Raw genomic sequence first — 18,910 nt, 5'->3', positions numbered from 1 at the left:
TTCGATGAATGGCCGTTTTTTGGGGATAAACACTGCGTATTTTGGTGTAGGGTATACGGGCAAATCCGGCGTCGGGGTTGGACGGATTCTTAGCCGGACGAGTGGGAAGGGAATCCGTTAAGAGATGGCTTTCAGTTGATCCAGTTCCTGAATATTTTCTTTCAATTCCTTCCCGAGCCGGTCTTCAAAAACAGCAAATACCCAGCGAGCCAGTGCGTAAAGAACCAGGATCATCAGCGCCTGTCCACCCAGCATCAGGATTACTTTTGTCGTTCCGTAGGTTTCAAATTTCCGGGCCACCATCGATACGCCGAACAGAAAACCAGACATCATGCACAGAAGCCAGACTCGGGCTAACGCTGCCTGGGTTTTTACGTGCCATTGCAAAACCGTTGTCAGGCTATCATACAGATTCTGCTGGCTGAGCGATACCCGGCTGAGGTGGCGGTAATTTTTTACAACGACGGTGATGGCAAAGAGGGCTAAACCGATGTACAGCACCGAAGGAATGTAGAAATACCAACTTGTGTAGTCGAAGGCGTTACCAACAATGGCGGCTGCGAAGAAGATCACGACGGCAGTCATAAGGAGACCGGCACCCGTTAGGTTCCGCTCCATTTTTGCCAGGGTACTTTTCGAGCGGTCCTTGATCATCATAAACACCACGCGTTCGCTTAATTTCTGGCTGGCCAGTATTTTTTCGTCGTAGGCTTTCCAGGTTGATTTGAGTTCCTCTAAGTTCATGGTCTTGGTAATTAACGGGTTGTTGATTTGATGAGTTTTTCGAGTTTGGTTTTGATGCGGTTCAATTTGACGCCCACATTGGATTTGGAAATGCCCAGGATTGTGGCCATTTCGTCGTAACTTCTGTCATCCAGGTAGAGCGAAATGACGGCTTTTTCGACGGGAGAAAGCTGTTCGATGGACGCGTAAAGCAGGCTGATTTCTTCGTCAGCAATGTCTTCCCTTAAATCAGGAATCTGGATCTCCAGATCAGAGAACGAAACGGGTTGCGGTTTTCCAGACTTCTTCCGGAAATTTGAAATGGCGGTGTTCAGCGCAATCCGGTACATCCAGGTCGACACCGCCGACTCGTTTTTGAAAGTTGGATAGGCTTTCCAGAGCTGGAGTACGATCTCCTGAAAAAGGTCATTCCGGTCGTCCCGATCTTTGCAATACAGCGAACAGACCTTGTAGAGAATACCGGGGTGCCGGTTCAACAGGCTGACAAATTCCTTTTCCATCGGGATTACATCGTTAGGCTTTCACGGTGTTAGTCGCGGGAAGATGAGGTTTATTACAGTGGTAGCGAAAAAGAAGAAAAAAAACTAAAAATAGCGGTTGCGGTTTATTCAACTCGTATTGGGTTCTGTTCCCTGTTTCACACCTCATGAAGAACGAGCGAAAGAAATTTGATTACGATTTGAACTATAAGGAATTGAACCTGCGCGAGCGTCCGGAGTTGTACCGCGTCGGAATTGGCGAACAGGGCGTTTTGCTGGTAGAACCGTATAAATCGGAGATTCTGCCGCATTGGCGGTTTAAAACCCCGGAAATTGCCCGCGAATCTTCGGACAAGATTTACGCGCTGTTTCTGGACTACAAAAAAAATGGTGATTTTGTTGGCATGGACATGGCCCGGAAGTTCCTGCAAATGGGCGTGACACGTTCCCGGCGTTATGCCAACCACCGAACCGGTCAGAAATATGATGGTCCGGTTCCTGACGATAAAAAAGGCCGCAGCGGAAGCCACGGCCGTGATCAGTTACCACTCGATGTCGATCCGGTCAAAGCCGAATGCGCGGCCATCTTCCGCGAAAAATACCTGCTCGCCCGCGAAGACCCGGACTACCAGCGAATGCGGAAAGAGTGGGAAGAAAGTTAAGAGTTATGAATTAAGAGTTGGCTGACGCACAAAATCGAATTGGAAGCGTGCGTCAGCCAACTCTTAATTCATAACTCTTAATTCTTAATTCTTAATTCATTTCCCTTGCGCTTCGACGACCGCGATGGCAACCATGTTGACGATTTCGCGTTCGGAACTGCCCAATTGCAGGACGTGAACCGGTTTGCGAAGACCGAGCAGAATGGGGCCGATGGCGTCGAAACCGGCGGACTCTGTCATGAGGTTGTAGGCGATGTTCGATGCCGACAGGTTCGGGAAAATCAGGGTATTGGCGCCTTCTTCCACCAGTTTGCTGAACGGATGATTGAGTTTCAGCAGATCGGTATTGAACGCCAGGTGGGCCTGAATCTCCCCATCGACAATCAGGTCCGGGTGTTTGCGTTGCAGAATCTCAACGGCCTGGTTCATTTTCTGGGCATCGTCGCCTTTCGCGCTTCCGAAGTTGGAGTACGAAACCAGGGCAATCCGGGGTTTGATATTAAACCGTTCGACGGCTTTGGCCGTCAATTCCGTGATTTCAACCACTTCTTCGACCGTCGGATTAAAGTTAACCGTTGTGTCGGAGAAAAACAGCGGACCGCGTTTGGTGAGCAGAATGTACATTCCGGCCACTTTTTTCACGCCGACTTCTTTTCCAATCACCTGCAAAGCCGGGCGGATCGTGTCGGGGTAGTTGCGCGTCAGACCGGAGATAACGGCGTCCGCTTCACCTGCTTCCACCATCATCACCCCGAAATAATTCCGGTAATACATCTGCTTTTTCGCTTCCATCGCGTTGCTGCCCTTGCGTTTGCGTTTCTCGTAATACAGCTCGCTAAACTTCTGGATCAGCTCGTCCTGCTCCGGAGCGCGGGGGTCCAGAATCGGGACATTGGCTAAATCGAGGTTGTTTTCAGTAATCAGAGCCCGAATCCGATCGACTTCACCCAGCAGGATAGGGAAGGCAATGCCTTCATCGCGAACCTGTTGAGCGGCTTTCAGTACTTTCAGATTTTCCGCATCGGCAAAAACCACCCGCTTGGGGTCCGACTTCGCCTTGTTGAGAATGACCCGTGAAATCTGGTTGTCCTGACCCAAACGACGCGCCAGTTGCTGTTCATAGGCATCCCAGTCGGTAATCGGGTGTTTGGCCACGCCTGAATCCATCGCAGCCTGGGCCACGGCGGGGGCCACGGTGGTTAGCAGACGCGGATCGACCGGTTTGGGAATGATGTATTTCCGGCCAAACATCAGGTTGGATTCGCCATAGGCGAGGTTGACCAGATCAGGAACGGATTTTTTCGCCAGATCGGCCAGGGCGTGAACGGCGGCCAGTTTCATCGCTTCATTGATTTCCGTGGCCCGAACGTCGAGCGCCCCGCGGAAAATGAACGGGAAGCCCAGCACGTTGTTGACCTGGTTGGGATAATCGGAACGACCGGTCGCCATGATAATATCCGGACGGGCTTCTACTGCTTCGGGATAGGAAATTTCGGGCGTCGGGTTGGCCATCGCGAACACAATCGCGTCTTTGGCCATCGACCTTACCATATCCTGCGTAACGACGTTGCCTTTCGACAAACCGATGAACACGTCAGCACCCGTCATGGCTTCCTGAAGTGTGTACAGATCGCGGGTGGTTACAAACAGACTTTTGCGTTCGTCGAGGTCGGCGCGATCCGCCCGAATGACACCCTTGCTGTCGCACATGACGAAATTTTCGATTTTCGCCCCCAGTGCGATGTACAGTTTCGAGCAGGAAATGGCGGAGGCTCCGGCCCCGTTCACCACGATTTTAACCTCATCGATCTTTTTGCCGATGATTTCCAGTGCGTTCAGCAAGGCGGCCGCCGAGATGATGGCCGTGCCGTGCTGGTCGTCGTGCATCACCGGAATGTTCAGCTCTTTTTTGAGCCGCTCTTCAATCTCGAAACATTCCGGAGCTTTGATATCTTCCAGGTTGACGCCCCCGAATGTGGGTTCCAGGATTTTAACGGTGCGGACAAACTCGTCCACATTTTTAGTATTCAGCTCAATGTCAAAGACATCGATATCGGCGTAAATCTTGAACAGCAGCCCTTTGCCTTCCATGACGGGTTTGCCGGCTTCCGGGCCAATGTCGCCCAGACCCAAAACCGCACTTCCGTTGCTGATTACGGCCACCAGATTGCCTTTGGCGGTGTATTTATAGACGTCTTCGACGTTTTCGGCGATGGCCAGACAGGGTTCTGCTACGCCCGGGGAGTAGGCCAGGGAAAGGTCACGTTGTGTACTGTACTCTTTGGTTGGAATGACTTCAATTTTGCCCGGACGGCCCTTGGCGTGGTATTCGAGGGCATCTTCCCGGCGGATTTTCTTCTCCATAAACAATAAGGTCAAGTGTGATAGATGGTAGTCGGAAGCGTTGTTGGGGCGCTAAGGTAAGAATAAAACTAAAAAAATGACCCGCTGTATTGGCGGGTCATCGGATATACAGAGAAGGTAGTAAAGTTACGTCAAATCGGATCGGAGAATTTAGAGTTGGACTTTAGAAACCGGGGGCTGGGGCAGCGTGTTCTTGACAAACGTCTGACCATTCAAGTCACCATGTTCCTGCATCATCATCATCTGGACTGGGTTAATTCTCGGCAGCACCTGTTCATATTGAAACCTCCAGAAAGACATTGCGGTAATCAGGAGTGAAAGTACCGAAAGCTGAATAATCTGCCAGCGCGATAATTTCAAAGTAGGCCATTTACGGGTTTGGGTTACTTGATTCATTGGCGATAGGGTAAGGTTTAGGGAAAATACGTCGTGTTACGGTCAATACCTTATTTATCGGTGCTTTTTATAGTTGATTCAAAAATAAAAACAATTAATAAATAATGCCAATTTTTCTCTAAAAATTACTAAAAAAAACTTCCAGCCCGTCGGCGAATCAAGGCTGGAAGTTTTTCACTATCAATGTAGGATTTTTTTCGTCCCGTTGCAAATTAGGCGTGGCTCTTTTTGCGACTGCGCATCCAGAACCAAAGCAAGGTAAACGCAACGATCAAAATGATTGGGAAAGTGGTCATTTTGACCAGCGTGGCTTGCCCGGCGGCCAGTTCCAGGGCATCGCCCGACAGACCGGCTGCTGATTTTTCGGCCCGTTCAGCATCGATCCAGCCTCCGATGATGGTTTGGAAAATGGAAGTCGACAACATCCCGACGCCCCCAACGATGGACATGCCAAGCGCTCCGCTCAACGGAATGTTTTCAGCGACAAAGCCGATCATGGTTGGCCAGAAATAACAGACGCCAATCGCGAAGAAGACAGCCGCAATGTAAGCCGACGTTCCGGTTTGGGTGCTGAACAGGTAGATACCGATCGTGGCAAAAACCGCAGAACCTAACAAGACGCCGGTTTGGTCGAATTTATGAACGATGGGACCCGCAAAAAACCGGCCGATGGCCATCAAACCCGTCACCAGAGCCAGAATCAACATCGGGCTGGCACCGCTTTTGGCCATGATCAAACCGACCCATTGCTGTGGACCGAATTCGGTGATGGCGGTCAAAGCCATGCAGCAGAAGATGAAGATATACAGGGGCGTCAACATGGCCGCGAAATTTTTGCCGAGTGACGTAACGCCTTCGACGCGGGGTTGCGGGAAAGTTTGTCCGAAATACAGGAATGCGTAAATAACCGTTGGGATCATGATGACCCAGATTTGCGCCTGCCAGGGTTGGCCGGCATCCGTCATGAATTTAGAGATTAAGCTACCCAACACGATTCCGCCCGGAAACCACATGTGGAACCGACTCAGCATTTTGTTCATTTTTGATCCGGTATACATGTCCGCGATCATGGGGTTGCAGGCGGCTTCCGTACAACCGTTCCCGAATCCAATGAAGAAGGTGGAGACCAGCAAACCGATGTAGCCGCCGGAATAAATGGTGAGCAGAATACCCAGGGTGTGGGCAATCACGGCCACCATCATAATAATTTTGGGACCAACGGAGTGATAAACCAGACCCCCAATGATCATTGAAATGGGGAAGCCAAAAAAGAACATGGAATTGATCACACCGAGTTGGGTGGCTGTCAACCCGAACTCCGTTCCTAACTGGGGCAGAATCCCGGCCCGGATGCTGAAGGAAAAGGCCGTGGTGATAAGCGCAAAGCAACTGGCATTGAAAAGTCGGCTCTGGTTGACAGGCATTGTCGCCGTGAGTGTCGCCATAAGTGTATTGTAGGGGTTTAGTTGAAAAATTTGTGGTTAAAGCTAAGTTTTATTGAATGGAAATATACAAAATTTCCGAAAAATAAGTAAACCTGCTAATTTCCCGGCCAAATTCTTCTGATTTTATATTTTTAGATTTTTAACCGGGGAGTAGTAGGAACTGATTTTCTGAATCTTCCCCGTTTAGAGACCCAAAATATCCGGTCAGAATCAACCAAACTAATCAAACCTTCAGTTCAACAATAGTATGGCGCACAGAAAAATTCGGATGGGCATGATTGGCGGAAGCCTGGAAGCTTTCATTGGGGCCGTCCACCGCCGGGCCGCTGTTTTCGACGGCGAAATCGAACTGGTCTGCGGGGCTTTTAGCTCCAATCCGGAAAAATCAAAAGCCACTGGCTACGCTCTTTATCTGCCCGACGAACGTGTATACGGCAGTTTTGAGGAAATGATTTTGAAAGAAAAGGAATTGCCGGAAGGCGAACGGATGGACTTTGTGTCGATCGTGACCCCTAACCACATGCACTTTCCACCCGCAAAACTGGCTCTTGAAAACGGTTTTCACGTGGTTTGCGATAAACCGATGACGCTCAACCTGGCAGAAGCTCGGGAACTGGCTCAGATTGTGAAAGAAACCGGCAAACTGTTTTGCCTGACGCACAATTACACCGGCTATCCGATGGTGAAAGAAGCGCGCGAGATGGTGCGGAGCGGCAAACTGGGCAAACTCCGCAAAGTCGTGGTGGAATACCCCCAGGGCTGGCTTTCGAAGCTGGAAGAAGCGACCTCCTACAAACAGGCTATCTGGCGGACCGACCCGGCCCAGTCGGGCGCGGCTGGTTGTATGGGCGACATCGGTACGCACGCGGAGAACCTGGCGGAATACATTACCGGTCTGAAAATCACTGAATTGTGTGCCGACCTGACGATCTTCGTAGAGGGTCGGAAGCTGGACGACGACGGCAACGTACTGCTGCGGTTTGAAGACGGTGTCAAAGGAGTTCTGCACGCCAGCCAGATTGCCAACGGCGAAGAAAATGCGCTGAGCATCCGGATTTATGGCGAACTCGGTGGCCTGGAATGGCGGCAGATGGAGCCGAACACACTGATTTACAAAACGCAGGAAGGTCAGCGGGTTTTCCGCCCGGCCGTCGGCGAATTATCCGCAGCCGCGAAGGCGCACATCCGGGTTCCGTCTGGTCACCCCGAGGGCTTTTTCGAAGCGTTTGCCAATCTGTACCGCAATTTCGCCGTCACGCTCCGGAGTGTCCTGGAAGGCAAGGAACCCGACCCGATCTACGCCGATTTCCCCTCTGCCGAAGACGGCATTCGCGGGCTGGCTTTTATCGAAACCGTGCTCCAGTCGAACCAGTCCAATGAAAAGTGGACGAAATTCGTGGAATGAGAAATTGAAAATGTTATTACACAGAGTTAATCAGAGAACATCAGAGGTAAACAGAGAAACTTTGATTTCCTCTGATGTTCTCTGATTAACTCTGTGTAATAACCTGCACGGTGTTCTTTTTTAACTCTAAATACATTCTTTAACTCTCAAAAATGGAAAAAATCAAAGTTGGTGTAGTTGGTACGGGCTTTATTGGTCCGGCTCATATTGAAGCCCTGCGTCGGCTTCCGAACGTCGAAGTAGCCGCGCTTTGCGAAGTCACCGCCGAACTGGCCAAACAGAAAGCCGACGCGCTGGGGATTGCCCGTTCCTACACCTTTGACGAATTGCTGAAACAGGACGACATCCAGTGTATTCACATCTGTACGCCCAACTTCCTGCACTATTCGCAATCGAAAGCCGCCCTGGAAGCAGGGAAACACGTGGTTTGCGAAAAACCGCTGGCCAAAGATTTGAAAGAAGCCGAGGAACTGGTAGAACTGGCGGCCAAAACCGGCCTGGTGAATGCCGTTCACTTCAATTTGCGGTATTACCCACTGGCCCGCCAAATGCGGGTGATGCGGGAGAAAGGCGATCTGGGCGAAGTGTATTCCGTGATTGGGTCGTATTTGCAGGACTGGCTGTTTTACGAAACGGATTACAACTGGCGGCTCGAACCCGATAAGTCGGGCGACTCGCGGGCCATTGCCGACATCGGCTCCCACCTGATGGACATCCTGGAATACATCACCGGACTGAAAACCGTGGCCGTTCTGGCCGATTTCAATACCATTCACAAAACCCGGAAAAAACCGCTCAAAGCCGTGGAAACGTATTCGGGCAAGATGCTGCAACCGGAAGATTACGCCGATGTGCCCATCAATACCGAAGACCACGCCAACGTGTTGCTGCGGTTCGACAACGGTAACAAGGGGGTTATTACGGTTTCGCAGGTCTCGGCGGGTCGCAAAAACCAGATGAAACTGGAGATTGCTGGTTCGAAAAAAACGTTTGCCTGGAACTCCGAAGCGCCGAACGAAATGTGGATCGGAAACCGCGACGGCTACAACGAAAGCCTGATGCGCGACCCGTCGCTGATGTATTCCGAAGCACGCTCGGTGATTTCGTTCCCCGGCGGTCACAACGAAGGTTTTCCCGACACCTCGAAGCAGATGTTCAAGGAAGTCTACGAAGCCGTTGCCGCTGGCAAACAGCCCGAAAATCCAACGTACCCCACCTTCGCCGATGGTTACCGCGAACTGCTGATCTGCGAGAAGATTCTGGAATCGAACAAGAAACAGGCGTGGGTAACCATTGAGTGAATGTGCGAATGAGTGATTGAGTGAAAAACCGTCCCGCCAGAACATGGAGCCGATTCGGATTGATAAAGGCGAATTTGCAGATAGTGTAGAAAAACGCCTGAAGGGATTCATGTTACGATGTGTTCAGGTTTTTCGCTCATTGCCTGATTCGTTTGAAGCACAACATTTTGGGAAACAACTTCTACGAAGTTCATCTTCGTCAGCCGCCAATTATCGGGCGGTGCGAAGAGCCCGAAGTCAAAATGAGTTTTTCGCTAAAATCAGCATTGTTGTTGAAGAATTAGACGAATCGCTCTTTTGGCTTGAAACTTTAATTGATACCGAAATTGTAACAGAAATCCGGTTAAGTGATTTGCTAAGTGAAGGAGTTCAACTAGTGAAGATGCTTTCCAAATCCAGGAACAGTGTCAAAAAATAACGAATATTCTTCGCTCAATCACTCAATCACTAACTCACTCAATTATCATGAAAACCATCAAAGGACCCGCCGTTTTTCTGGCGCAGTTTCTGGGTGATGCCGCCCCGTTTAATTCATTGGATTCCATTGCCCAATATATGGCGGATCTGGGTTACAAAGGCATTCAGCTACCGACCTGGGACCCCCGGGTGATTGACTTGAAAAAAGCCGCCGAAAGCACCACCTATTGCGATGAGCTGAAGGGCAAACTGAAAGACATCGGTGTGGAAATTACCGAACTGTCAACCCACTTGCAGGGGCAACTGGTGGCAGTTCATCCAGCCTATGCATCGATGTTCGACGGTTTTGGTCCGGCCGAACTGGCGGGCAAACCGAAAGAACAGCAGGAATGGGCGGTGCAGCAACTGAAGTGGGCGGCCAAAGCCAGCCAGAACCTCGGCCTGACCTCGCACGTAACATTCTCGGGCGCGCTGCTGTGGCCGTACATGTATCCGTGGCCACAACGTCCGCAGGGTTTGGTCACCACGGCTTTCCAGGAACTCGGAAACCGCTGGAAGCCCATTCTGGATGCGTTCGATGAGTCCGGCGTAAATGTTGGCTACGAATTGCACCCCGGTGAAGATCTGCACGATGGCGTGACGTTCGAGACGTTCCTCGACTTCGTGGGCGGTCACCCACGCGCGGGAATCAACTACGACCCGAGCCACTTTTTGCTGCAGCAACTGGATTACCTGCAATTCATCGACTTCTACCATGACCGGATTTTCGCCTTCCATGTCAAGGATGCCGAGTTCAATCCGACGGGGAAACAGGGCGTTTACAGCGGCTACCAGGGCTGGGTTGAACGGGCCGGACGGTTCCGCTCGCTGGGCGACGGTCAGGTCGACTTCTCCGGGATTTTCAGCAAACTGTCGCAGTATGACTACGACGGCTGGGCGGTTCTGGAGTGGGAGTGTGCCATCAAACACCCCGAGCAGGGCGCGGCTGAAGGCGCACCGTTTATCGAAAGTCACATCATCCGCGTCACCGAACGCGCCTTCGACGACTTCGCCGGAACGGGCGCTGATGAGGAATTTAACAAAAAATTACTGGGCTTATAAAGTCTGGTTTGAAACCGCTCCGAAACCTGTAAGGTCTTTTTTGACCTTGCAGGTTTTTTTTATCGTCATCTCAGAATGGCGGTTAATGGCCCTGCCGGAACGAAACGGATGCGAAGTTTTCAAAACCGGACCCGGCTTTTGGCAGTTTAAAGGACAGGAATCACCGTTTGTCATAAACCGAACGGATTGATCCGCCACCACACTACTTTTCGGTGGAAATCGTACTTTAAACGCTCAAAAACAATGGCAGGTCAAGGATCGGGCGGCAACGTGCTGGCTGCTCTCTGTAGTTTCTTCATTCCCGGTTTAGGTCAGTTGCTGCAAGGGCGGTTGCTGATGGCAATCATTCAGTTTGTGCTGGCCGGTGTCCTCTGGTTTTTTCTGCTCGGCTGGCTGATTCACCTGTGGTCGATTATTGATGCGGCCCGGTTTAATCCGGGGAGTTAAGGGCTTGCGGTTATCGCATTGAGTTGATGGTTTTTCGGATTTCACTCACAATACCGGAATAGACCTCATCTTTATCTGAACTGGAAGAAATCCAGGGCAATCGGCTTTGGTGATCCCGTTGTCCGCCCTGAAAACGCATCATGTCAAAGTCAGTTGTATCACAGGGACGGGTAAAAATGGGGATGACAACAATACCGTCTTTTTGTTCCAGCCGTTTTCGCAGAATCCCCAGTTCCTGTTCCCAGATGTAATCGGAATTCAAAAAATCCGCACTGATCATGAGTAGAGCAATATCGGCTAATTCAAGTTGCTCTTTAATTTTATCATTCCATTCTTCACCCGCTTTTATTTCCCGATCATACCACGTTTCGATCCGTCCGGAACGTTTGAGCATGGCCATGTGTACATCCAGTTCCTTGCGGTATACTTCGTCTTTGTGAGAATACGAAAAGAAAATCCGAAGTTTTCGGTTGTCGTCTTTTGAAAGCAGATTGATAGCCATAAAATTTAGTGGGATTCGTTTTCGGGTTTCGACGCAGGTACCGAAATAGTTTTTGGCTTCGATATTCTGCATGGTGTCGGCCACATCCATGAAGTAAGGCCGACTGGTCGAAAGATACACGACGGTTTTCAGTTCTTTCGCGTCCCGGTTTCGGCGGGTAAGATGGGATAGAAACCGCTTTTTATCCAGCTCTTCGGCTTCTGGTTCGGTTTTTCGTTTTATACCCGGTTTTTTCGTCGGTTCATCTTCGGGTTGGGACGGTTGGAAATCAAAAACAAAATAATCGAATATTTCCCGAGCCACTTCACTGCGGCCTTTGCCGTCTTCGATGTGTACCATCAACTGCCGGAGTTCATCCAGGTAATAGACCAACACCTGCAACGTATCCTGGTCCCGCTGTTCGGGTGTTTTACCGGGGTGCTGCCGGTTGGTTTCATACCCAAACAATAAACCGTATTTCCAGTAGCCGGTGTTGTCTTTGGCGTATTTTCCATAAGAGGCTATGAACTGAAAAATCCGGCCCTCGTGAATGAAATCCGGAAACTGGAGACTGAACGTAAACGGCAATAATTCGAGCAAAACCTGCTTGAAACTATGTTTGTATTCGGGTAGAAATTGCGGAATGATGTAATACTGATCCGTTGGGTCGTCGTGTTCATCACGGTGATGTTGCTCGAAAATCAGTCGAAATTCGTCCATCAACGCAAAAAAGACATCGGTTTTTTCTTTCCGGTGTACCTTCTGGAGTTCTTTTCGGCTGATTTTTCCGGTTTGCTGTTGCGGATAGGATTTGTCACGAACCAACTGAAAAATCCATTCGGATAACCGGGGCGGGTTCGCAAAAACATAGTTCTTTAACAGCGGACGGTCTCTGAAATACAGAATTGTTCCAGTAAATTCCAGGAAGTTGAGCAGCCCCTCGAAGGCCGGTTCGTCAAAATCGGCTGCATATTTTTTCTGAAAGGCGGTTTTTTTCTGGTAAATGGCATCCAACGGTTCTGTTTCCAATCGCTCCGCGACGTTCACCCATTTTTCAGAAATGTCGCCAAACGAGTCGGCGTGCAACCGCATCCGGTGGTGCAGTTCGGTCAAAAAATACGTTTCGCGGGCACCCGGCTTTGGGAGTTGCCGGACATCGAAGGCAAATACATCCGACCAGCCAAGCCCGTACCGTTGCAGCCGCTCGCTGGCGGGATAAGCCACTTCGTCGGGCTGACGGTCGTCGGGAATATTTTGGCGGTATTGCTCGCTTTTCGTTACCCAGCAGTTTTGCAGCAGCAGGAGTGGCGACTCCGGCGCAAAGGCCCGGGCTGTACCGAGCCAGTAACCGTAGTCGGATGGCTGTACGTGACTGTTGCGCCAGACCACCAGGTAAAAGTCGGAGCGACGCAGGAACAGGTAATGGAAACCGTGGTGATAGGATTGCCCGCCGAAATCCCAGACTTTGGCCCGGTAGGCGCTGTTGGGTATCGCATAGGCCACCTGATTTGTTCCGTGGGTTGGCAGGTCATCCTCTTGAAAGGTCTGATCTTCAAAAAAATTCAACAACTGCGTTTTCCCGATCCGGCCATTGCCCAGAATATTGACCTTTAAACGACGGTTTTTAACCAACTTATCGGTTTCTTTACTTTTGAGATAACCAATTATTCCTTGCAAGTCTGAAAAGTCACTTAATGAAACTCCCTGAATTGGATTTTCATTTAACTTAAGGGTAGTCATTTTTTCCAGTTGTTTTATGCTTAGCCCTTTAATTTCTGTCAGTTGATTCTTTGAGAGATTCAATTCCGTCAGGTTGGTAAAAGCTTCTAAACCGCTGATTTCCGTAATTTGATTATGAGAGAGGTCTAATTTTTCAAGTTTGGTAAGTGGTTCGAGGCCTTTAATTTCAGTTATTTTATTGTGCCATAGTGACAGTTTTGTCAGGTTGGTGAGCGTTTCAAGGCCTTTGATTTCAGTTAGTTGATTTAAATAGAGATACAATATCGTCAGGTTGATGAGCGTTTCAAGGCCTTTGATTTCAGTTAGTTTATTTTGAGGTAGAGACAATAACGTCAGGCCGGTAAGCGTATCAATGCCTTTGATTTCAACAATTTGATTCTCTCCAAGTGCTAACGCTATCAGGTTGGTGAGCATTTCGAGGCCTTTAATCTCCGCAATTTGATTCGATTGGAGGTCCAACAATATTAGGTTAGTGAGTTTTTCGAGGCCTTTGATTTCCGTAAGTTGGTTGGAAGAGAGGTACAATACCGTCAGGTTAGTAAGGGTCTCAAGGCTTGTGATTTCCTTTAATTGATTATTAGAGAGGTATAATTTTGTGAGGTTGGTGAGTTTTTCAAGGCCTTTGATTTCACTGATCTGATTCGAATCGAGGTACAATTCCGTCAACCAGTTCAAATTGGAAACTTCTGCCGGAATTTCCTTTAGGTCCAGTCCGTTTAGATACAGGCTGGTTGCCCGCTTCGCTTTGCATTCATTAATGCGTTGTAGGGCTTCGGGGGGAGTCATAAAAAGAAGAAACCGTAAGCGTTATAAGCCAATCCCTTCCTCCCGCAGCAATTCCGCCAGATTCAGTACACAATCATCCAGTACCGGAACATCGATATCCCAATTGTGGGTAATCCAGTCGCCAGTGCGATTGGCACTCAGTATCTTTTGAGGTTGAGTCGTAATCCAGATTACCCGTTCAACGCCGAAGTCGAGAAGCCGCTCGGTTTTTGCGTAAATGTAGCTCTGTTCACGGGCCGAAAAATTCTCCAGATCAATCTGTACATCAACTTCAATGGCAACTTTAGGCGGTACATCGAAATATTTATTTGTCAGAATGAGCCCTTCTTTTTCAAAAATGGCTACATCATTCGAAAAATTACTCCCATGATCGACATGAAGGCCGGATTCATTTGAAACGACTAAATATCTTTTCCGATTGATCGTACGACCTATAAACATGACAATAGCAGTCACAATGGCCGCTTGCAACGAACTGCTTCCCATAATCTCGGCGGCTGTTTTCTTGCCTGACAAAACGTCCTTGTAGCCTTTGTAATACAGAGGCTTTCCGTTGAGTGTTTCGTAAACCAGATAGGAGGGAACGCGTTTCCGGCGTTTGGGCTCCTCGAAGACAATGGGTATTGCCATGCGCTTATTCATCCAATAAAATCAATACTACGTATTTTAATCGGCACTTTCAAGCCAGATGGGCTCTACCGCCGACCTAAATACACATTGAGCGACATCTGAACACTGGGTTGAAACCAGCCCGCATCGGTGAGTTTGCCCACCTTCCCGACGCCTTCAAGCGCCAACCGCCGGGAAAGCGTCATTTCCAGACCTAGTCCGGCATTCAATTTGGCGCTGGAATACCGCGTTGGCGAACCGGGCGTTTCGAAGTCAATGTCCCAATCCCATCCCTGAAACCGACCGTAGGATACGCCACCCAGTGCAAAACCGCTCAGGAGCGAGCTATTCCAAAGGTAATACCGGGCGAATAAACCGCCTTCCAGACGGGTCGATAACAAATTGTGCAATTCTCCCTCTGCCCCAATCCACCACCGGTTGGCGGCAAAATAACCGACTTTGGCGGTCGTGCCCAAAACCGTAAGGCCAGCACCCGTTAACCAGCTTCCTTTCTGATGCAGGCTGACTACCTCCGCCTTCCATGCCGGATTCGGTTTTCCAACCCATTCCAGTTGTTTCTGCGCCTGGCCGCTGAAGCTAAAAAGACACCCTGCGAGTAAAAATAAAAGATGTTTCATGGTTGTTTTGTAAGGAATATAAACCTACTTATTCCCGCTCATATTTCCAATAACTCGTTATATTTGCCAGACTATAACGATCGTTCATGCGCCACCGGTTGATCCTGCTTTTTATTGTATTGACACTCCCGGCTACTGCCCAGAAAATCCGGGTGGCGGTGGCGGCCAATGCGCAGTTTGTCATGGAAAAACTGAAAGCGGGTTTTGAAACCAAAACCGGTCTGACGATCGAATCCATCGTCAACTCATCGGGGAAGCTCACGGCCCAGATTCAGAATGGCGCCCCGTTCGACGTTTTTCTGTCGGCTGATCTCCACTATCCCGAACTGGTTTTTCGGGCCGGGCTGGCGCAGGCGAAACCGACAACGTATGCCTATGGCTTGCTGGTGCTTTGGACGCGGGCCGACATCGATCCCGCCCAAGGACTGGCCGTTCTGGCCAACAAACGCATTACGAAGATTGCCATTGCCAACCCCAAAACCGCTCCCTATGGGGCCATGGCCGTAAACACACTGACCCAGCAGAACCTGCTGAAAAGCTTACAATCTAAAATCGTCTACGGAGAAAGCATTTCACAGGTCAACCAATACCTGGTTTCGGGTGCGGTCGATGCGGGGTTTACGGCAAAATCGGTGGTGCTGGAGCCGGTTTTGCGGGGCAAAGGCCGCTGGGCGGATGTGAAAGGGGCAAAACCCATTGCGCAGGGCGTGGTTTTGCTCAAAAAAGCCACCGCCGGTTCGCAGAAATTTTATGACTATTTATTTTCGCCGGAAGCACGGGCTATTTTCCAACAATACGGCTACCAACTGCCTTCCCGCCGATGACTGATTTCGACTGGCAACCCCTGCTGCTTACGTTTCGCCTGGCCACCACCACAACGCTTTTGTTGCTGCTGGTGGGGATTCCACTGGCGGGTTGGCTGGCCTTCACCCGCTTCCGTTTCAAACCGGTGGTCGAAGCCATCATCAGTTTACCGCTCGTGTTGCCGCCCTCCGTACTCGGTTTTTACTTTTTGCTGGCCTTTAATCCGACCGGTTTTCTGGGCGAAAAATTGCTTGCCTGGTTCGATCTGCGGTTGTTGTTTACGTTTGAAGGGCTGGTGGTGGCATCCATTTTTTACAGCCTGCCGTTCATGGTTCACCCCGTACAGGCCGGTTTGGAAAATCTGCCGGCGTCGTTGCGGGAAGCGTCGTATACGCTCGGGAAATCCCGCCGGGAAACCTTCTTCCGTGTCTTGCTGCCCAACATCAAACCGTCGCTGCTAACGGGCCTGGTATTGTCTTTCGCTCACACCATCGGTGAGTTTGGCCTGGTGCTGATGATTGGAGGCAATCTGCCCGGACAAACCCGCGTGGCTTCCGTGGCGATTTACGACGAAGTCGAATTACTGCATTACGGAGCGGCCAATGCCTACGCCTTGTTGCTGCTGGTCATCTCCTTCGGTATTCTGCTGACAGTTTACGCAATAAACAAAAAATGGGTAATATTCTGATGCCGATGCTCCATCTACAGGCCCGGATGAATTTGTTGTTTGCCACCGGTCCGGCTCTGTTCGATGTCGATTTTAAGCTGACGACCGGGAGCCTGACCGGTTTGTGTGGCCCTTCGGGTTCGGGAAAAACGACACTCCTGCGGATTCTGGCGGGTCTGACAATGCCGGAAAGCGGTCTGATCCGGGTGGGCGACCGGATCTGGCTCGATACGGCGGAACGGATTCAGTTGCCGGTGCAACAACGGAAAGTCGGCATGGTGTTTCAGGATGCTGCGCTATTTCCCAACATGACTGTCCGACAAAACGTTGAGTTTGCGGCCGAAAATCGCCGGGATTCACTGGTGGATGAGCTATTGTCACTGGTCAATCTGGTTAATCTGGCCGATCGCAAACCGGCAACCCTCTCGGGGGGGCAACGCCAGCGGGTGGCGTTGATCCGGGCTTTGGCGCGTCGGCCGGACGTCTTGTTACTGGACGAACCCTTTTCGGCCCTGGACTACGAAACCCGGCAGCAATTGCTCAACGAACTGGTTCGATTACACCGGCAGTTTGGCACAACAACGGTCCTGGTGAGTCACCATCAGGACGAAATTCAACGGGTTGCCGACCGCATCCTGGAATTGAACCAGGGAAAGGTGACGGATATTGGAAGCCCTTCAGTTGCAGGAAAAATAACGCCTGTTCCCATTATGGGTACCATACAGGAGGTTCAGGTTGAGGAGACGACAACGCAGCTTCGGATTCGGTTGACAGACAACCTTGTCGTACTCAATGTGCCTTCAGGGACGCAGCAATGGCAGATTGGAGAAACTATAGTCGTAGACATCAATCCCCAAACGCTGACCCGAAGAGCCGACTAAAGAAAGCTGAATAGCCCTAAAAAGAAAAATCCCCGAAATGTACGGGGATCTTTGCTACCATTTTTCTCTGTCCTACCTACCTTACCCGGTTAAGAGTAAGGCTCAAAAAAAGATCAGTATAACCATTCCATGCAACCGCTTCGGCGAACCGAAAACAGATAGAAGGAACCTCTATACCGGACTTTCCGGTTGATCACTTATTTGCAAGCGAAATTTTATATATCATTGAATCCAGGAATCCATCCTGCATTTACAGGGTTATTTACAACCCGAAACGGAACAAATAACGTACGATGGATATGGATGAATTATCGAAACCAGCAGCACCAAAAACGGCAGCGTTCTTACCTGCCCGGAGAGTGCAGTATGCAGTGAGATTCTTTAAGTTCATACACGTTGAGTATTCAATCAATGCCTAAAAGTATTAAATATGTCTGATAAATACAAAGCAAATCTAGTTTATAATGCATAAAATAGTGCTGTTTAATGTCATTTTAATGACCCATTCTTTATCCAATGGGACATGGTATGCCGATAATAGTGTATATAGAAGTCTGATTATTCATTTTCCAAGAACCCTGCGACCTTACTATGACTGTACAAACGATCGATACCGGTTTTTTTAAATTAGATGGTGGGGCTATGTTTGGTGTTGTGCCGAAGTCACTCTGGAACAAGTCCAACCCGGCCGACGAGCGTAACCTCTGCACCTGGGCGATGCGCTGTTTGCTGGTGGAAGAAGGCAATAGGCTGCTGCTGGTGGACACGGGGCTGGGCGACAAACAGGATGCCCGGTTTTTTAGTCACTACGAACCTCACGGAGAGGCATCTCTGCTGAAATCCATTCGGCAGGCGGGGTATTCCGAGAAGGACATCACGGATGTTTTGCTGACCCACCTCCACTTCGATCATGTGGGTGGGGCGGTTTCCCGGTCTTCCGATCAACTCGTACCTACCTTTCCATCCGCAACCTACTGGAGCCACCGTGCGCACTGGAACTGGGCCACAAATCCGAATCCGCGTGAAAAAGCGTCTTTTTTGAAGGAAAACATCGAACCCTTGCAGCAGAGCGGGCAGTTGAAGTTTGTCGACCAGGGCGGTTTTTCCTTTCCGAATGTCGAACTGGTGCAGGTCGATGGTCATACGGAGAAAATGACGCTGCCGGTTTTTCAGGTCGGCAACCGGAAAGTGGCCTATGTGGCCGACCTGATTCCGTCGTCGGCCCACGTTCCCCTGCCCTGGATTATGAGTTACGACGTCCGCCCGCTGTTGACGATGGAAGAAAAAACGCGTTTGCTAAAGCAGGCGGCCGAAGAAAACTGGATTTTGGTGTTCGAACACGATCCGGTTGTTGAAGCCGCCACCGTCGAAGCCACTGAGAAAGGCATCCGAATCCGGGAGAAAGGAGAGTTGGCCGCGTTATTGGAATGAACCGGAACGAGATTTTATATGTAACATCCCGTAGCAAAACCAGCATGCGCTTCGTTACCTGAAAGAGGAAGTTCAGTTTGGTTTTCCGCAATTTTTCGAATTTGAACGTCAT

The 18,910-nt window shown here is 50.0% G+C and carries 18 protein-coding genes and 1 pseudogene; 10 read left to right on the top strand and 9 right to left on the bottom strand.

Annotated elements, in window-relative coordinates; all coding sequences use genetic code 11:
- Positions 1-117: 117 nt before the first annotated feature.
- Positions 118-744 (bottom strand): hypothetical protein, encoded by a 627-nt coding sequence (locus ACS5NO_RS23440; RefSeq protein ID WP_439417384.1) that lies wholly within the window; start codon positions 742-744, stop codon positions 118-120.
- A gap of 11 nt (positions 745-755) precedes the next feature.
- Positions 756-1,244 carry an RNA polymerase sigma factor gene (locus ACS5NO_RS23435; RefSeq protein WP_439417383.1) on the bottom strand — a complete coding sequence of 163 codons (489 nt, stop codon included), beginning with the start codon at positions 1,242-1,244 and terminating at the stop codon, positions 756-758.
- 146 nt (positions 1,245-1,390) lie between these two features.
- Between ACS5NO_RS23435 and ACS5NO_RS23430 the strand changes: the two genes are divergently transcribed.
- Complete coding sequence (locus ACS5NO_RS23430; protein WP_439417382.1) at positions 1,391-1,885, top strand: DUF4385 domain-containing protein; 495 nt, start codon at positions 1,391-1,393, stop codon at positions 1,883-1,885.
- A gap of 96 nt (positions 1,886-1,981) precedes the next feature.
- Here ACS5NO_RS23430 and ACS5NO_RS23425 read toward each other — a convergent pair whose 3' ends face one another.
- From ACS5NO_RS23425 to ACS5NO_RS23415, 3 genes are all read right to left on the bottom strand, one after another.
- On the bottom strand, positions 1,982-4,249 hold the full coding sequence (locus tag ACS5NO_RS23425) for an NADP-dependent malic enzyme (RefSeq protein WP_439417381.1): 2,268 nt from the start codon (positions 4,247-4,249) through the stop codon (positions 1,982-1,984).
- A gap of 150 nt (positions 4,250-4,399) precedes the next feature.
- Positions 4,400-4,645 (bottom strand): hypothetical protein, encoded by a 246-nt coding sequence (locus ACS5NO_RS23420; protein ID WP_439417380.1) that lies wholly within the window; start codon positions 4,643-4,645, stop codon positions 4,400-4,402.
- A 212-nt stretch (positions 4,646-4,857) separates the two neighbouring features.
- Entirely contained in the window at positions 4,858-6,090 is a 1,233-nt protein-coding gene (locus ACS5NO_RS23415; protein WP_225309382.1) for an MFS transporter, read from the bottom strand.
- Between the two features lie 268 nt (positions 6,091-6,358).
- On the opposite strand from ACS5NO_RS23415, the gene ACS5NO_RS23410 reads away from it, so the two are divergent.
- From ACS5NO_RS23410 to ACS5NO_RS23390, 5 genes are all read left to right on the top strand, one after another.
- Positions 6,359-7,495, top strand: coding sequence for a Gfo/Idh/MocA family protein (locus ACS5NO_RS23410; RefSeq protein ID WP_439417719.1), 1,137 nt, complete (start codon positions 6,359-6,361; stop codon positions 7,493-7,495).
- 152 nt (positions 7,496-7,647) lie between these two features.
- The gene (locus ACS5NO_RS23405) at positions 7,648-8,796 is read left to right on the top strand and encodes a Gfo/Idh/MocA family protein (RefSeq protein ID WP_439417379.1); all 1,149 of its coding nucleotides are present in this window, start codon (positions 7,648-7,650) and stop codon (positions 8,794-8,796) included.
- A gap of 43 nt (positions 8,797-8,839) precedes the next feature.
- A complete protein-coding gene (locus ACS5NO_RS23400; RefSeq protein WP_439417378.1) occupies positions 8,840-9,214 on the top strand; it encodes a four helix bundle protein in 375 nt (124 codons plus the stop codon).
- Positions 9,215-9,261: 47 nt separating this feature from the next.
- Entirely contained in the window at positions 9,262-10,314 is a 1,053-nt protein-coding gene (locus ACS5NO_RS23395; RefSeq protein WP_439417377.1) for a sugar phosphate isomerase/epimerase family protein, read from the top strand.
- A gap of 243 nt (positions 10,315-10,557) precedes the next feature.
- A complete protein-coding gene (locus ACS5NO_RS23390; RefSeq protein ID WP_124907399.1) occupies positions 10,558-10,761 on the top strand; it encodes a hypothetical protein in 204 nt (67 codons plus the stop codon).
- A gap of 10 nt (positions 10,762-10,771) precedes the next feature.
- Here ACS5NO_RS23390 and ACS5NO_RS23385 read toward each other — a convergent pair whose 3' ends face one another.
- The 4 genes and pseudogenes from ACS5NO_RS23385 to ACS5NO_RS23370 all read right to left on the bottom strand — a co-directional run bounded on the left by ACS5NO_RS23385 (position 10,772) and on the right by ACS5NO_RS23370 (position 15,015).
- A complete protein-coding gene (locus ACS5NO_RS23385; RefSeq protein WP_439417718.1) occupies positions 10,772-12,919 on the bottom strand; it encodes a COR domain-containing protein in 2,148 nt (715 codons plus the stop codon).
- 6 nt (positions 12,920-12,925) lie between these two features.
- A pseudogene (locus tag ACS5NO_RS23380) lies at positions 12,926-13,768 on the bottom strand (leucine-rich repeat domain-containing protein); the annotation flags it as partial.
- A 21-nt stretch (positions 13,769-13,789) separates the two neighbouring features.
- Positions 13,790-14,398, bottom strand: coding sequence for a Uma2 family endonuclease (locus ACS5NO_RS23375; protein WP_439417376.1), 609 nt, complete (start codon positions 14,396-14,398; stop codon positions 13,790-13,792).
- Positions 14,399-14,463: 65 nt separating this feature from the next.
- Positions 14,464-15,015 (bottom strand): hypothetical protein, encoded by a 552-nt coding sequence (locus tag ACS5NO_RS23370; RefSeq protein ID WP_439417375.1) that lies wholly within the window; start codon positions 15,013-15,015, stop codon positions 14,464-14,466.
- Positions 15,016-15,101: 86 nt separating this feature from the next.
- Here ACS5NO_RS23370 and modA point away from each other — a divergent pair, with 86 nt between their 5' ends.
- The 4 genes from modA to ACS5NO_RS23350 all read left to right on the top strand — a co-directional run bounded on the left by modA (position 15,102) and on the right by ACS5NO_RS23350 (position 18,798).
- Positions 15,102-15,839 (top strand): molybdate ABC transporter substrate-binding protein, encoded by a 738-nt coding sequence (gene modA, locus ACS5NO_RS23365; protein WP_439417374.1) that lies wholly within the window; start codon positions 15,102-15,104, stop codon positions 15,837-15,839.
- Positions 15,836-16,507 carry a molybdate ABC transporter permease subunit gene (modB, locus tag ACS5NO_RS23360; RefSeq protein WP_439417373.1) on the top strand — a complete coding sequence of 224 codons (672 nt, stop codon included), beginning with the start codon at positions 15,836-15,838 and terminating at the stop codon, positions 16,505-16,507. The genes modA and modB overlap by 4 nt, the downstream gene beginning before the upstream one ends.
- Complete coding sequence (locus ACS5NO_RS23355) at positions 16,492-17,367, top strand: sulfate/molybdate ABC transporter ATP-binding protein (protein ID WP_439417372.1); 876 nt, start codon at positions 16,492-16,494, stop codon at positions 17,365-17,367. Before modB ends, ACS5NO_RS23355 begins: the two co-directional genes overlap by 16 nt.
- Before the next feature lie 591 nt (positions 17,368-17,958).
- Positions 17,959-18,798, top strand: coding sequence for an MBL fold metallo-hydrolase (locus ACS5NO_RS23350; RefSeq protein ID WP_439417371.1), 840 nt, complete (start codon positions 17,959-17,961; stop codon positions 18,796-18,798).
- Positions 18,799-18,910 lie beyond the last annotated feature (112 nt).

Source organism: Larkinella fluvii (assembly GCF_051857545.1).
Classification (GTDB): domain Bacteria; phylum Bacteroidota; class Bacteroidia; order Cytophagales; family Spirosomataceae; genus Larkinella.
Note: the sequence above shows the minus strand (reverse complement) of the source record. Positions and strands in the feature narration are given on the sequence as shown.

Coding starts and splice junctions, on each gene's coding strand:
- ACS5NO_RS23415 (WP_225309382.1), bottom strand. CDS start 6,090: ATGGCGACACTCACGGCGACAATGCCTGTCAACCAGAGCCGACTTTTC.
- ACS5NO_RS23370 (WP_439417375.1), bottom strand. CDS start 15,015: ATGAAACATCTTTTATTTTTACTCGCAGGGTGTCTTTTTAGCTTCAGC.
- ACS5NO_RS23395 (WP_439417377.1), top strand. CDS start 9,262: ATGAAAACCATCAAAGGACCCGCCGTTTTTCTGGCGCAGTTTCTGGGT.
- ACS5NO_RS23440 (WP_439417384.1), bottom strand. CDS start 744: ATGAACTTAGAGGAACTCAAATCAACCTGGAAAGCCTACGACGAAAAA.
- modA (WP_439417374.1), top strand. CDS start 15,102: ATGCGCCACCGGTTGATCCTGCTTTTTATTGTATTGACACTCCCGGCT.
- ACS5NO_RS23405 (WP_439417379.1), top strand. CDS start 7,648: ATGGAAAAAATCAAAGTTGGTGTAGTTGGTACGGGCTTTATTGGTCCG.
- ACS5NO_RS23375 (WP_439417376.1), bottom strand. CDS start 14,398: ATGGCAATACCCATTGTCTTCGAGGAGCCCAAACGCCGGAAACGCGTT.
- ACS5NO_RS23350 (WP_439417371.1), top strand. CDS start 17,959: ATGACTGTACAAACGATCGATACCGGTTTTTTTAAATTAGATGGTGGG.
- ACS5NO_RS23400 (WP_439417378.1), top strand. CDS start 8,840: ATGGAGCCGATTCGGATTGATAAAGGCGAATTTGCAGATAGTGTAGAA.
- ACS5NO_RS23425 (WP_439417381.1), bottom strand. CDS start 4,249: ATGGAGAAGAAAATCCGCCGGGAAGATGCCCTCGAATACCACGCCAAG.
- ACS5NO_RS23430 (WP_439417382.1), top strand. CDS start 1,391: ATGAAGAACGAGCGAAAGAAATTTGATTACGATTTGAACTATAAGGAA.
- ACS5NO_RS23390 (WP_124907399.1), top strand. CDS start 10,558: ATGGCAGGTCAAGGATCGGGCGGCAACGTGCTGGCTGCTCTCTGTAGT.
- modB (WP_439417373.1), top strand. CDS start 15,836: ATGACTGATTTCGACTGGCAACCCCTGCTGCTTACGTTTCGCCTGGCC.
- ACS5NO_RS23410 (WP_439417719.1), top strand. CDS start 6,359: ATGGGCATGATTGGCGGAAGCCTGGAAGCTTTCATTGGGGCCGTCCAC.
- ACS5NO_RS23435 (WP_439417383.1), bottom strand. CDS start 1,244: ATGGAAAAGGAATTTGTCAGCCTGTTGAACCGGCACCCCGGTATTCTC.
- ACS5NO_RS23420 (WP_439417380.1), bottom strand. CDS start 4,645: ATGAATCAAGTAACCCAAACCCGTAAATGGCCTACTTTGAAATTATCG.
- ACS5NO_RS23355 (WP_439417372.1), top strand. CDS start 16,492: ATGGGTAATATTCTGATGCCGATGCTCCATCTACAGGCCCGGATGAAT.